This window comes from Arthrobacter sp. Y-9 (assembly GCF_029690065.1).
GTDB lineage: Bacteria > Actinomycetota > Actinomycetes > Actinomycetales > Micrococcaceae > Arthrobacter_E.
Window position 1 is genome coordinate 962,803 of the sequence record NZ_CP121463.1, and the last position, 13,014, is coordinate 975,816.

Below are 13,014 nucleotides of genomic sequence, written 5' to 3' on the forward strand. Positions count from 1 at the left end.
CCCCTAGGCCTGCGCCTCATCCACGGTGGTTCCGAGCGGCACTCCGGGGGCTCCGAAGACCTCCGCCGCCTTGGCCCGCAGGGAGGCGCCCTTGGCCGAGGCCACCGCGTTCAGGCTTTCAGAGAAGCGGAGCAGGTCCTCACGCAGGGACTGCGCGAATTCTCCGTCACCGGCGGCGAGCATGCGCACGGCCAGCAGACCGGCGTTGCGCGCGCCACCGATCGAGACCGTGGCCACGGGCACGCCGGCCGGCATCTGCACGATGGAGAGGAGCGAGTCCATCCCGTCCAGGGTCTTCAGTGGCACGGGGACGCCGATGACGGGAAGCGGGGTCACGGAGGCGAGCATCCCCGGCAGGTGTGCCGCGCCTCCGGCGCCGGCGATGATGATGCGCAGACCGCGTTCGTGCGCCTGCTGCCCGTAACGGATCATCTCCGTGGGCATGCGGTGGGCGGAGACGACGTCGGCTTCGAACGGCACGCCGAACTCGTGCAGGGCCTCGGCGGCGGCCTCCATGACAGGCCAGTCGGAGTCCGAACCCATGACGAGTCCTACAAGGGGAGTGGTGTTGCTGCTCATGCGTGTCCGATCGTTGTCTGGGGATTCAGCGGTCAGGGTGTTGCGATGGTCAGGAGCCGGCGCCGTCGCGCAGGATGGACGCCACACGGCCGGCCTGCTCGCGCAGTTCGTCGGCCTGGGCGGCGTCCGGGGCCACGATGTTCACGTGCCCGATCTTGCGGCCCAGGCGGACCGACTTGCCGTAATTGTGGACCTTGGCGCCCGGAGCGGCCGCGAGGGCGGCCGGCATGGCGGCGTAGATGTCCTGATTGGCGCCGCCCAGGAAGTTCTTCATGACGGCCACGCCGCCCAGCACGTCCGTGGCGCCGAGGGGGAGGTCCAGGACCGCCCGCAGGTGCTGTTCGAACTGGCTCGTCACGGAGCCGTCCTGGGTCCAGTGGCCGGTGTTGTGCGGTCGCATGGCCAGCTCGTTGATGAGGAAGCCGGAGCCCACGCCGGGCGTCTCGAACAGCTCGGCGGCCATCACGCCGGTCACGCCGAGCTCGGCGGCGAGGGTCAGCGCGGCTGCTTCGGCGGCCTGCGCGACGGCGGGATCCAGACCGGGCGCCGGAACGATCACCTCGTCGCAGACGCCGTCCACCTGGATGGTGTGCGCGACCGGCCAGACCCGCTCCTCGCCGCTCGGTGTGCGGCCCACCAGCACGGAGAGCTCGCGGGAGAACTCGACCTTGGCCTCGGCCAGGAGCGGGGACATGGACTCGAACCAGGAGGCGCAGTCCGCGGCGTCGGCGGCGTCGTCGACGATCCGCACGCCCTTGCCGTCGTAGCCGCCGCGCGGGGTCTTCAGGACCACGGGCCAGCCGATGCGGTCACCGAACTCCACGAGCGCGTCCACGGAGTCCACGGCGGCCCACTCGGGGTTGGGCAGACCGAGGCGGTCCACGGCCGTACGCATCACGATCTTGTCCTGCGCGTGCACCAGGGCGTCCGGGCCGGGCTGGACGTTGACGCCCTCGGCGATCAGCGCCCGCAGGTGCTCGGTGGGGACGTGCTCATGGTCGAACGTGATGACGTCGACGTCCCGGGCGAACGCGCGCAGCGCCTCGAGATCGCGGTAATCACCGATCGGGGTCGTCTTGACGGCGGCCACCGCGGAGACGTCCGGGCCCTCGGCCAGGACGCGGAGTTCCACGCCGAGTTCGACGGCCTCCGGGGCCATCATCCGGGCCAGCTGGCCGCCACCGATCACACCAACAACAGGGAAAGTCACGCCCCTAAGCCTACCGAACGCGGCCGGACCCGCCCCCAGCCGGCACTCAGCGTGACCCGCGGCGGGCCCTTCGTGACGGCCACGGAAGGAGCCTCGGGTCCACGGTGGGACTCCTCCGCGGAGCCATGTCACACGGCCGGCGTTCCGCATCCGCAGAAGCCCGGCAAAGACAACGGCGCTAAGATGTACCACTGGCCCATGGGTCGTCTACACATTGTCAGCTGGCCGTGGAGGAAAACATCGTGAACAAACTCGCTGATCGCATCCGGGGGCTCGCCTCGCTGTTCTGGCGTGAGGTGGCCAAGTTCGGTGCCGTGGGCGGGATCGCGTTCGTGATCGACAACGGGCTGACCTACTGGCTGATGCACGGGATCATGGACGACTCGGAGGCCAAAGCCCGTTTCGTCGGCGCCACCGTGGCCACGATCTTCTCCTGGCTGGCCAACCGCTTCTGGACGTTCCGGCACCGCCGCCAGCCGAATGTGCTCCGTGAATTCGTGATGTTCGTCATCATCAACGGCATCGGCATCGGCATCTCCACGGGCCTGACGGCGATCGCCAAGTACTGGATGCACATCGAGGACAAGAACCTGCTGTTCCTCGCGGGCGTCGTCGGCATCCTCGTCGCCACGGTGGTCCGCTTCTTCGCCTACCGCTTCCTGGTGTTCAACAAGGAACTGGACGAGGAGCCCGGTTACGACCACGACCACGAGCTGATCGACGGCAAAGCCGGCAAGAACTGACACGGCTCCGGGCTCGGGTAGCCCGGGCGCTGCTCTACGGACGCTGCTCAGGGCAGCGGATCAAGACGCACGGAAGGGCCGGTCTCACGGAGACCGGCCCTTGCGTTCGTCTGAGGTGGATATGTCCGGGCTGGATGCTTCCGGGCTGCCAGGCCGTCCGTGGCTAGGCCGTCCGGGCGCCGCCGGACGTCACGCGTTCCGATTCCAGGAGCCGTTCGGTCACGGCCACGCTCTCGTGCACCAGGACCACCGAGCCACCCGCCCGCCAGGCTCCGAGGGAGTGGGCGAGGACCGCGGTGAGGCCGTCCGCGGCGTGGACCAGCACCCGTGCGCCCTCCGGAGTGGGCGTGGCGAACGCGGCCAGCCCGGCGTCGTCGTAGGCCTGATCATCCTGGACGAGGAGCATCTCCTGGCCGGTCGGGTCCATCCAGGGCAGGAAGACGTCACCGTGGCTGCGGACCTCCGCCGCGTAGTCGACGACGCCGGCCGGCAGCGCGCCGGGCCAGCGCGGCGCGAGCGCGCCCAGGGACACCGCGACGAGCTGGGTGTCGACGTCGCCGGCCCGCTCCAGCAGCCCGGCGTCGGCCGTGGCGACGAGATCGGAGGAGGAGAGCGCCTCATCACTCCCCGGGGCGCCGGGCCGGACGGTCAGGCCGAGGTTCATTGACGCGAGCGCCAGCACGGATGACTTCCAATGACCCGGCAGGTCAAGCGCGATGCTGCCGCCGGGCGCCGCGTCGAGTTCGTCCTGGAGGAAGTTGGCGGTCTTGGCCACCCAGTTGTCCAGCACTTTGCCGGACAGCTCGACCCGTTCGCCGTCCGGCCCGTACCAGGTGAGACGAGGAGCCCCAGGTGGGAGGCTCAAGCCCTCGCGGAAGTCCTTCAGCAGGGTCCTGATAACGAGGTCCATGGGGCGGTTCGATCCTTCCTGCAAGCGGCCGCTCAGCTCCCGGCGTGGCGCATCGGGAAAAAAGCAAGTGTCCTGAGTATTATCCCTGCCCGCTTGACCTCGCCCTAGTTACACGCGTGTAATTAGTAATTGCAGACCGCCAAGGCATGGTCCGGAGGTGCGCCTCAGGGCTCCCCACGTGCCATCCGGGCGGCAGCCATTCAGATCGAGGAGAGGCGCAATGGGGCAGACAGAGCGTATCCAAGACGAAAACTTCACCCCGGGCCAGGCCGCGTACCAGGCCACCCGCACCGTGCCGGAGGACTGGTTCCTGGACCCGGCCGATCCGGAGCGCGCTCAGCGGTTCCGGCAGGACGCCGCCCGCAGCCTGGAGGATCAGGCCACCGCCTTCCTCACGGCGCATGAGCCCGCGGAGGCGGAGCCCGCCTCGCCCGAGGACGAGCTGGACCCGCCGCTCGAGCTGTTCGCCCGCCCCGAGCCCACCGGGCTGGCCGCGGCCTTCACCATCCTTCCGGGCCGCGAGGTCGGGGACGAGTCCGAGCTCAGCTGGCAGGCCGAGTCCCTGTGCGCGCAGACCGACCCCGAGGCATTCTTCCCGGAGAAGGGCGGTTCCACGCGGGACGCCAAGAAGGTGTGCGCCGCGTGCACCGTCCGGCAGCAGTGCCTCGAGTACGCCCTGGCCAACGACGAACGCTTCGGCATCTGGGGCGGTCTGTCCGAGCGGGAGCGCCGCCGACTGAGGAAGCGAGCAGTCTGATTCACCCCCAAGCACGGGTCACGGCCGTGGTGGTCTCCCACCAGGGCAGTGCCTACCTCCCCAGGACCTTGGCCGCCCTCTCCCGGCAGAGCCGTGCAGCGGATGTCTGCATCGGCGTCGACGCGGCCTCTTCGGACGGCTCCGCCCGGCTGCTGGAGGAGGCGTTCGGCACCGACAACGTCGCGCTCTTCCGCCACCCCCGGCTGGGCTTCGGAGCGGCCGTGCAGGCCGGATTGGCGACGGCGGACCGGCTGAGTGCCGGTGACGCCGCCGCGCCGCCCACGGATCAGCAATGGGTGTGGCTCCTCCACGACGACTCCGCCCCGGCGCCGGACGCGCTGGAGCGTCTGCTCGAAGCCGTGGAGCGGTCATCCAACGTCACGATCGCCGGCGCCAAGCAGCTGGACTGGAACTCCCAGCGCAAGCTTGTGGACGCCGGCCTCGCCGTGAGCACCTGGGCCGAACGCCTCACCCTGATCGAGGCGGATGAGCTGGACCAGGGGCAGTACGACCAGCTCCGCGACCGTTTCGCCGTCAACTCCGCCGGCATGCTCGTCCGCCGGGACGTCTGGGACTCGATGGGCGGCTTCGACCCCGCCCTGCCCGGCACCGGTGACGACGTGGACCTGTGCTGGCGCAACTGGCTCGCCGGGAACAACGTGGCTTTCGTGCCGCAGGCCCGGATGTACCACGTCCAGAACCGTCCTCACGCCCTTGGCACCCCGGCCGCGGCGCGAACCTCGCAGGTGTACCTCCGTCTCAAGCACACCAGCTGGTGGAAGATCCCGTTCCTGGTGCTCGGGACACTCATCGCCTCGGTCGGACGGTTCCTGCTGGCCGTCGCCATGAAAGACCCGGGATACGGCTTCCAGCAGCTCGCCGGAACCATCCGGGGCGTCTCCCGTCCGGTGGCCCTGGCCCGTGGGCGCAAGGTGGCGGCCCGGACCCGCAAGAACCCCCGCAAGACCATCCGCCGGCTCCAGACCTCCCGCGAGGAGGTGTGGGCGCACCGGCGTTCCCTCATGGAGGCGCTCGGGGCGGACGAGCTCCTGGACGCGTCGTACAGCTCGACGGGCCTCGCCTCGGAGCCGAGCGGCGACAACCAGGACGACTTCTCCTCCCTGGCCGCCCCGACCCGTGCCTTCGCCGGATGGGGTCTCATCGCCTCCGTCCTGATCACCGCAGGCATCGCCCTGGTGGGCCTGTTCCCGGTGCTCGGGGGCACGCAGTCCGGCGGCGGTCTGCTCCCGCTGTCCACCACGCTGGGCGAGGTCTGGGACAACGCCACCCGCAGCTGGGTGACTCTGGAAGCGGGCTATCCGGGGCATGGTGATCCCTTCGGCCTGGTCCTCTGGATCCTCTCCGTTCTCAACGGCGGACAGCCCGGCCTGGTGGTGCAGTCGGTCCTCCTCGGCGCCATGCCGCTGGCCGCGGCCGGCGCCTGGTTCCTGGCCGCGTCGCTGACCAGGCACCGGAGGGCGTGGTTCCTCGCGGCGCTGATCTGGGGGACCGCACCCGCGCTCTTCACGAGTCTCAACCAGGGACGCCTCGGCGCCATCCTCGTGCACGTGCTGACGCCGTGGCTGGTGCTCGCCCTGGTCCGCGCCACCGGTTCCGCCCGGGACCGCCGTCTCGAAGCCCGTGCTGACGGCCTGCTGCCGCAGGGTCCGCTCACCAGCAGGGCCGGCGTGGGCGGCACGATCTCCTGGACTGCCGCCGCGTGGGCCGGACTGCTCCTGGCCGCGGTCACGGCCAGCGCCCCCGTGCTCCTGGTCCCGTCGCTCGTGTCGGTCGTCCTGCTGGCCCTCCTGCTGCGCCGCCGCGGCCGCGCCCTCTGGTGGAGCCTGACCCCGCCGCTGGCGCTGTTCCTGCCGTTCGCCTTCACCGCGGTGACCCAGCCACGGGCCTTCCTGGCCGACCCGGGGGTCCCGCAGACGTTCGGCGCCGCGCCCCTGTGGCAGCAGCTGCTCGGCCAGCCGATCGCCGTGGATCTCCACGCCGCGATCCCCGGTCTCGGATGGCTCCCCGGCGACGTGCCGTGGGCCTTCATCCTGATGCTCGTCCTGGCCGCCCCCGTGCTCCTGTTCGCCGTCTGGGGCGCTCTGGTTCCGGGCCGCCGTGGCCGGACCGGAACGCTGGCCCTCCTGGTGGCCGCGGTGTTCCTGGCCGTCGGCTGGGTCATTCCGGGCATCGCCGTGGCTGTGGGCGTCGACGCCGTGGTGACCCCCTTCACCGGCCCCGCGGTCTCCGTGGCCTCGTGTGCCGTGCTGGTCTCCGCCCTGCTCGGTGCGGACCGCGCGCTGCAGCGCCGCAAGGCCTCCCGCACCCGTCGCGCTCCGTGGCGGGTCGGCGTCGTGTCCGTGGCGGTCGTGGTCCTGCTCCTGGGGCCGGCCCTGGGCTCCTGGATCTGGCTCGCCTCGAACCTGGGGGTCGGCACGGTGGCCGACGGCCCGCGCTACGGCGCCGCGAAGAACTTCCAGACGCAGGAGAAGCCCCAGATCCCCGCCACCGCGGTGGACCGCGGGCGCGGTCCGGAGCAGACCCGAACCCTCGTGATCACCGAGGCCGGTGACGGCAGCTACACCGCCGCCCTCGTCCGCGGCTCCGGGACCACCCTGGACGCGCTCTCAACTCTCGCCGCCGTGCACGGCATCCGCAACGACTCCGACACTCCGGCGGCCGATGACGACGCGTCGGCGGGCATCCGCAGCGCGGTCGCCACGATCGTCGCCGGGCAGGGCGTGGACCCCCGTCCGACGCTGGAGAAGCTCGGCGCCGGTTTCGTGGTGCTCAAGGGCGCCAACGACGCCGCCGGGCTGACCGCCAGCCGCATCGACGCCGTGCCCGGTCTCGCCGCCGTCGGACCCACCGACGCCGGCTGGCTCTGGCGGGTGCGCGCGCTGGATCAGCCGCCGCTGAAGGACTCCGACACCATCAACCGCGTGCGCGTCCTGGACGGCTCCGGGAAGGTGCTGAGCCAGCTCCAGAGTGGCACGGTCGGCGTGGACACCACGCTGGGCGCGGGCCCCGAGGGCCGCAAGCTCGTGCTCGCCGAGCGCAGCGATCCGAACTGGACCGCGAGCCTGGACGGCAAGCGCCTGAACCCGACGACGGTCGGCTGGCAACAGGCCTTCGACCTCCCCGCGGGCGGCGGGCACCTCGTGGTGGCCCACAGCGATCCGTGGATCCCGTGGGTCCGGGTCATCACCTGGGTGGTGTTCATCGTCACCGCGCTGCTCGCAGTGCCCATTCCCGAACGTCCCGGGAAGGTCCGCATGGTCCGGGACGAGGCAAGCCTGAGGAAGGCCGGACATGACTGAGGACAAGGACAAGCGCACGGAGGACGGCCCGGTGAAGGACGACCGTCCGGCGGAGAACGCCGAGCAGGCCACGACGCCGAAGACCGCTGCGGGTGCCACGGCCCCCGGAGTGGAGGACGCTCCCGTGACGCCGGCGGCTTCGGCTGCGGCTACGAGTGCCGCCGGGGCCGCGGGGTCCGTGGAAAGCGCGGCGTCCGAGGCCAAGGCGCCTGAACCCGTGAAGCAGCCGGAACCTGCCAAGGCGCCTGAGCCCGTGAAGCAGCCGGAACCTGCCAAGGCGCCTGAGCCCGTCAAGCAGCCGGAACCTGCCAAGGCTCCGGAGCAACCGGTGGCTCCGACCGCTGGAGCAGTCACCGGTGACCCCGCCACGCGGGGCGCGGCCAAGTCGCCGGCTCGCGCCGCGAAGGCCGAAGCCCGCGCGGAGAAGGCTGCGGCGAGGGCCGCCAAGGCCGAGGCTCAGCGCGAGGCGGCCGCGAAGAAGCCGGGCAGGAAACTCAAGGCTGAGGCCGCGGCCACGCTGCCCGCGGCGTCGGAGGCATCCGTGTCAGAGGCTTCGGCGTCAGAAGGCACCGCGCCGGTGAAGAATCCCCGGGCCGCCCGGAGAATCGCGAAGGCCATCGCGGCAGGCACCGCGGGAGTGGCGTCGATCGCGCTGCTCGGCACTGTGGCCGCTGGTGGCACCGTGGCGCCGCGGACGGCGGGAGGCCAGCTGGCCGCCGTCGCCGCCGACGTGCCCGCCGGTGATTCCCTGTCCGTCTGCCCTGCCGCGCCCCGCCTCCTGGCGGGCGCCGGTGACGGTACGGACGCGCAGTTCCGGCCGGAGTCGAGCACAGCGACCACGGTGCTGCGAGGTCTCACGCTGAGCGATCCCACCGGCCGTATGCCGGCCAGCGGTGTGCAGTCCCTGGACGGCAAGACCCTTCAGGAACTGACCAAGGCGAGCCCCAAGACCGACGAGGGCGTCCCCGGCCTGCCGGATCTCAAAGCCGCGGCGATTCCTTCGAGGACGCCCTCCGGGCCCGAGGTGCTGCGGGTCGGCACCCTGGACGGCAAGGACTCCACAGGAGCGTCCGCCCTGTCCTACCGGGCGACTGACGGCGATCTCCGCGGCCTGGCCGCCGTCACGTGCCAGGCTCCGAGCAGTGATCAGTGGATCGTGGGTGCGTCCACCCTGGTGGGCCGGACCTCGGTGCTGAACCTCTCGAATCCGAGCACCACCCCGGCCACGGTGAATCTCGAACTGTACGGCGACAAGGGCCAGATCAAGGCCCCGGGCAGCCGAGGTCTCTCGATCGGGGCGGGTCAGTCTCGGTCCCTCGTCCTCGCCGGTCTGGCTCCGCAGCAGGCGGCTCTGGCCGTGCATGTGAGCAGCACGGGCGGCCCGGTCACGGCCACCGTGCAGCAGAGCGTGCTGCGCGGGCTCACCCCCGGCGGCGTCGACTATCTCGGTCCCACCGGACAGCCCGGCACGCGGCAGATCATCCCGGGCGTCTCGCTGCGTGGCAGCGCCGCGGCGGCGAAGCTCGGAAGCGGCTTCGAGGACGCCGCGCCGACGCTGGCGCTGGCGGTCCCGGGCGCGCAGGACGCGGTCGTCCAGGTGAGGGTGTACGGCAAGAGCGGTCAGCAGGCCCTCGACAAGGGCGTGGTGAACGCCCCGGCCGGGACGGTGACTCAAATTCCCCTCTCCGGCCTGCCCGACGGGGACTACACCATCGCCATCAGCTCCGACGTCTCCGTGACCGCGGCCGTCCGCGCCACGCGGGGGACCACCGCGAAGGATCCGTCGGACTTCGCGTGGGTGCCGGCGTCGGCTCCTCTGAGCACGGACCAGGTCATGACCGTTCCGGTGGGCGGCACCAGCCGCCTCCAGTTCGGCGCACCCGCCGGTCGCGCGGAGGTCAGCTACCGGGCGATCACGGCCGACGGCGCCGTGCAGCCGGCCGCCAAGGCCACCCTGGCCGCCGGCACGACGGCGACGGTGGAGGTTCCCGAGAAGGCCGGGGGATCGGCCGTGGTCGGGTACCTGTTCTCCGCCTCCGGTGATCCGGCCTACGCCGCCCTGGTGCAGACCGAGGACAAGGGTCCGGGCGTGAGTGTCCTGTCCGTTCCTGTCACCGGCTCCGGTCTCGACAAGCTCCCGGTGCGCCTGGGTCACTGACCTGCGCTGCCCGGGCGCCGACCGGCATTGATGCGTCCGACTCGCTCTTCCGGCTGGTCCATCCGGCTCGGGCCCTCCCGAGTGGTGCGCTGGGGCCGAGTCCGCCATCGGGGGTGTGAATCCGCTATCAGATGCAGCGGACTCACACCCCCGATGGCGTATTCGGCGGGTGGGGCGTACTCGGCGGGTGGTACGCGCGAGGCAGTCCGAGTCGTGCGCCGAACTCGCTCTGAAGGGTCTGACCTCGCTACCGCGCGTAGCGAGGTCAGACCCTTCTCAGCGTGCTCACGTCCTAGCGAGCTCACGAAGTGCCGCGGGCAAGTCCGCTCGGCGCACGAGATCCGGAGGGTGACGGGAGGCCCGGCGAGCCAGGCCCGGCAAGCCAGGCCCGGCGAGTCAGGTCCGGTGGGGGAGCGCTGGCGACCCAGCGAGCCAGGCCCGGGCGACCGCCGTCGAGCGCTACAGCCCCCGGTGGTAGTACGGGTCGAGGGTCTCGGGGGCCACGCCCAGGAGCTGCGCGGTGTGCTCCACCACGACGTCGTGCACCAGATCCGGCAGCTGCTCCTTGATCGGGCAGTTCTGCTCCACCACGCGCCGGTACACCGTCACGCGGGGCGCCAGGTCGCCGCGGGCCGGGGTGCTCAGGCCCAGGGGAGCGGGGAGACCGCTGGCGAGCAGCTCCTCGAGTCCCGGGGGGATCTCCTCGACGGCGAACAGCACACCGTCCAGCAGGTGGCCCTGGAGATCGTGAAGCCGTTGCGCGGTGTCCAGCACCAGGTCGTCGAAACGTTCCGCACGGTTGCGGTGTCCGGGGAGGGTCGGCAGGATCATGTCCCCACGCTGGCCGCGTCCGTGGCGGTTCCTGCGGCGGTGCCGGAAATCACGGCCGGCCGCGGTTTCCTCCTCCGTCTCCGGGAAGGAGAACGTCGCCGAGGGTTTGTTGGGTCCGGACTGCATAGATCGACTCTAGACCCGCTCCCGCCCTTGCGGCGAAAACGGGCCTTCAGACGGTAATCTGGTGCGTTGTGGGTGCCATGAGGATGTGTTCGCGTTCGGCCTGCCGTGAGTCCGCGGTGGCCACTTTGACGTACGTGTACGCGGATTCCACCGCTGTTCTGGGCCCTCTGGCCGTCTATCCGGAGCCCCACAGCTATGACCTCTGCGTGCACCACGCGGACCGTCTGACCGTCCCGCGCGGCTGGGAAGTGCTGCGGATCTCCCTCCCCGCCACGGCCGAGGCGGAGCGGCGGATCTCCCGGCCCGAAAGCGACGAACTCTCCGCCCTCGCCGACGCCGTGCGGGAAGAGCGCCAGGCGACCGAGGACGAGGCGGAACCCGGGACCGGGATCCCGCAGCGGCTCCGCCCGCCGCTCCTGGAACCGCCGGTCGGAGTCGAAGGCACACGCCGCGGCCACCTGCGGGCTCTGCGCGAACCCTGACGGTTCCGCCGCGAGCCGACGACGGCGGTAGGCTGGAAGGTGGTCACGCCGCCCCGGCCTACCGGGGCCCGATGTTTGGAGCCGTCCATGCCTTCGCTGAGCCCAGAACTGCTGAGCATCCTCCGCTGCCCCGAGACCGGCGCGCCCCTGCACCAGGAAGGCGACGAGCTCGTCGCCGGCACGGGGGATTCCGCCGTCCGTTATCCCGTGGAGGACGGCATCCCGCTGCTGCTGCCCGCCTCTCTGCGTGACGCCTCCCGCACCGCCCACTGAGCCCCCGGCCCCACACCAGATCGGAAACCAGAGCAACATGACGTTCGATTACAAGATCGCTGACATCTCCCTGGCCGAGGCGGGACGTCACCAGATCCGCCTGGCGGAGCACGAGATGCCGGGCCTCATGGCGCTGCGCGCCGAGTTCGGCGAGAGCCAGCCGCTCAAGGGCGCTCGCATCGCGGGTTCGCTGCACATGACCGTGCAGACCGCCGTGCTGATCGAGACCCTGACGGCCCTGGGCGCCGAGGTCCGCTGGGCCTCCTGCAACATCTTCTCCACCCAGGACGAGGCCGCCGCCGCGATCGTCGTGGGCAAGGGCACCCCCGAGGATCCGCAGGGTGTCCCGGTCTTCGCCTGGAAGGGCGAGACCCTGGAGGAGTACTGGTGGACCGCCGAGCAGATCCTGACCTGGCCGGGCGCCGATCAGAACCCTGAGCTCGGCCCGAACATGATCCTCGACGACGGCGGCGACGCCACCCTGCTGCTGCACAAGGGCGTCGAGTTCGAGGCCGCCGGCGCCGTGCCGGGCGCCACCGAGGAGGACCCGGAGGAATACCGGATCATCCTGGACGTGCTCCGCGCGAACCTGGCCGCCGACCCGCAGAAGTGGACCCGTATCGCCTCCCGCATCCAGGGCGTCACCGAGGAGACCACCACGGGCGTGCACCGCCTGTACCAGCTCGCCGAGCAGGGCCGCCTCCTGTTCCCGGCCATCAACGTCAACGACTCGGTCACCAAGAGCAAGTTCGACAACAAGTACGGCATCCGCCACTCCCTGCCGGACGGCATCAACCGCGCCACCGACGTGCTGATGGGCGGCAAGGTCGCCGTCGTGTGCGGATACGGCGACGTCGGCAAGGGCGCCGCGGAGGCGCTGCGCGGGCAGGGCTCCCGCGTGATCGTCACGGAGATCGACCCGATCTGCGCCCTGCAGGCCGCCATGGACGGCTACCAGGTCGCGCGGCTGGAGAACGTCCTCTCCGAAGGCGACATCTTCATCACCACCACGGGCAACAAGGACGTCATCATGGCCTCCGACATGGCCGCCATGAAGAACAAGGCGATCGTGGGCAACATCGGCCACTTCGACAACGAGATCGACATGGCCGGCCTGGCGAAGGTCCCGGGCGTCAAGCGCGTCGAGATCAAGCCCCAGGTGCACGAGTGGGTCTTCGACGAGGGCACCGAGAACGAGCGCTCCATCATCGTCCTGTCCGAGGGACGCCTGCTGAACCTGGGCAACGCCACGGGCCACCCGTCGTTCGTCATGAGCAACTCCTTCAGCAACCAGACGATCGCCCAGATCGAGCTCTGGACGAAGCACGAGCAGGAGGGCGAGGAGAAGGAGTACCAGAACCAGGTCTACGTCCTGCCCAAGATCCTGGACGAGAAGGTCGCGCGGCTCCACCTGGACGCTCTCGGCGTCGAGCTGACCGAGCTGTCCAAGGAACAGGCCGAGTACCTCGACGTGGACGTGGCGGGCCCGTACAAGGCCGACCACTACCGGTACTGAGTCTTCTCGCCCTGAGACCCGCAGCCTGAACCCGGCGCTCCACGGCGCCGGGTTCAGGCTTTTCCCGGGTGGCCGGGGATAAAATGGCCTCATCAGATTTGCCACGAAC

General features: G+C 70.8%; 11 protein-coding genes. 7 read left to right on the plus strand and 4 right to left on the minus strand.

Features of this window, described 5'->3' with window-relative positions:
• Positions 1-3: 3 nt before the first annotated feature.
• Both purE and P9849_RS04280 read right to left on the minus strand, forming a co-directional pair.
• The gene (purE, locus tag P9849_RS04275; RefSeq protein WP_278268454.1) at positions 4-579 is read right to left on the minus strand and encodes a 5-(carboxyamino)imidazole ribonucleotide mutase; all 576 of its coding nucleotides are present in this window, start codon (positions 577-579) and stop codon (positions 4-6) included.
• A 49-nt stretch (positions 580-628) separates the two neighbouring features.
• Complete coding sequence (locus P9849_RS04280) at positions 629-1,789, minus strand: 5-(carboxyamino)imidazole ribonucleotide synthase (protein WP_278268455.1); 1,161 nt, start codon at positions 1,787-1,789, stop codon at positions 629-631.
• Positions 1,790-2,028: 239 nt separating this feature from the next.
• On the opposite strand from P9849_RS04280, the gene P9849_RS04285 reads away from it, so the two are divergent.
• On the plus strand, positions 2,029-2,532 hold the full coding sequence (locus P9849_RS04285; protein WP_278269088.1) for a GtrA family protein: 504 nt from the start codon (positions 2,029-2,031) through the stop codon (positions 2,530-2,532).
• A 163-nt stretch (positions 2,533-2,695) separates the two neighbouring features.
• Here P9849_RS04285 and P9849_RS04290 read toward each other — a convergent pair whose 3' ends face one another.
• Positions 2,696-3,442, minus strand: coding sequence for a TIGR03089 family protein (locus P9849_RS04290; RefSeq protein ID WP_278268456.1), 747 nt, complete (start codon positions 3,440-3,442; stop codon positions 2,696-2,698).
• 220 nt (positions 3,443-3,662) lie between these two features.
• Between P9849_RS04290 and P9849_RS04295 the strand changes: the two genes are divergently transcribed.
• The 3 genes from P9849_RS04295 (at position 3,663) to P9849_RS04305 (ending at position 9,677) form a co-directional block, all read left to right on the plus strand.
• Positions 3,663-4,199 carry a WhiB family transcriptional regulator gene (locus P9849_RS04295; protein ID WP_278268457.1) on the plus strand — a complete coding sequence of 179 codons (537 nt, stop codon included), beginning with the start codon at positions 3,663-3,665 and terminating at the stop codon, positions 4,197-4,199.
• Between the two features lie 68 nt (positions 4,200-4,267).
• On the plus strand, positions 4,268-7,519 hold the full coding sequence (locus tag P9849_RS04300; RefSeq protein WP_278268458.1) for a glycosyltransferase family 2 protein: 3,252 nt from the start codon (positions 4,268-4,270) through the stop codon (positions 7,517-7,519).
• The gene (locus P9849_RS04305) at positions 7,512-9,677 is read left to right on the plus strand and encodes a DUF5719 family protein (protein WP_278268459.1); all 2,166 of its coding nucleotides are present in this window, start codon (positions 7,512-7,514) and stop codon (positions 9,675-9,677) included. Before P9849_RS04300 ends, P9849_RS04305 begins: the two co-directional genes overlap by 8 nt.
• A gap of 459 nt (positions 9,678-10,136) precedes the next feature.
• Here P9849_RS04305 and P9849_RS04310 read toward each other — a convergent pair whose 3' ends face one another.
• Positions 10,137-10,634: a metallopeptidase family protein gene (locus P9849_RS04310; RefSeq protein WP_278268460.1), complete on the minus strand. Its 498-nt coding sequence runs from the start codon at positions 10,632-10,634 to the stop codon at positions 10,137-10,139.
• 68 nt (positions 10,635-10,702) lie between these two features.
• Between P9849_RS04310 and P9849_RS04315 the strand changes: the two genes are divergently transcribed.
• From P9849_RS04315 to ahcY, 3 genes are all read left to right on the plus strand, one after another.
• Positions 10,703-11,116, plus strand: coding sequence for a DUF3499 domain-containing protein (locus P9849_RS04315; RefSeq protein ID WP_278268461.1), 414 nt, complete (start codon positions 10,703-10,705; stop codon positions 11,114-11,116).
• Between the two features lie 87 nt (positions 11,117-11,203).
• A complete protein-coding gene (locus P9849_RS04320; protein ID WP_278268462.1) occupies positions 11,204-11,389 on the plus strand; it encodes a Trm112 family protein in 186 nt (61 codons plus the stop codon).
• Positions 11,390-11,426: 37 nt separating this feature from the next.
• A complete protein-coding gene (ahcY, locus tag P9849_RS04325) occupies positions 11,427-12,905 on the plus strand; it encodes an adenosylhomocysteinase (protein ID WP_278268463.1) in 1,479 nt (492 codons plus the stop codon).
• Positions 12,906-13,014: the final 109 nt, after the last annotated feature.

Bases quoted from the DNA above. Each gene is read 5' to 3' on its own strand.
- purE (WP_278268454.1), bottom strand. From the start codon at position 579: ATGAGCAGCAACACCACTCCCCTTGTAGGACTCGTCATGGGTTCGGAC.
- P9849_RS04295 (WP_278268457.1), top strand. From the start codon at position 3,663: ATGGGGCAGACAGAGCGTATCCAAGACGAAAACTTCACCCCGGGCCAG.
- ahcY (WP_278268463.1), top strand. From the start codon at position 11,427: ATGACGTTCGATTACAAGATCGCTGACATCTCCCTGGCCGAGGCGGGA.
- P9849_RS04310 (WP_278268460.1), bottom strand. From the start codon at position 10,634: ATGCAGTCCGGACCCAACAAACCCTCGGCGACGTTCTCCTTCCCGGAG.
- P9849_RS04290 (WP_278268456.1), bottom strand. From the start codon at position 3,442: ATGGACCTCGTTATCAGGACCCTGCTGAAGGACTTCCGCGAGGGCTTG.
- P9849_RS04320 (WP_278268462.1), top strand. From the start codon at position 11,204: ATGCCTTCGCTGAGCCCAGAACTGCTGAGCATCCTCCGCTGCCCCGAG.
- P9849_RS04305 (WP_278268459.1), top strand. From the start codon at position 7,512: ATGACTGAGGACAAGGACAAGCGCACGGAGGACGGCCCGGTGAAGGAC.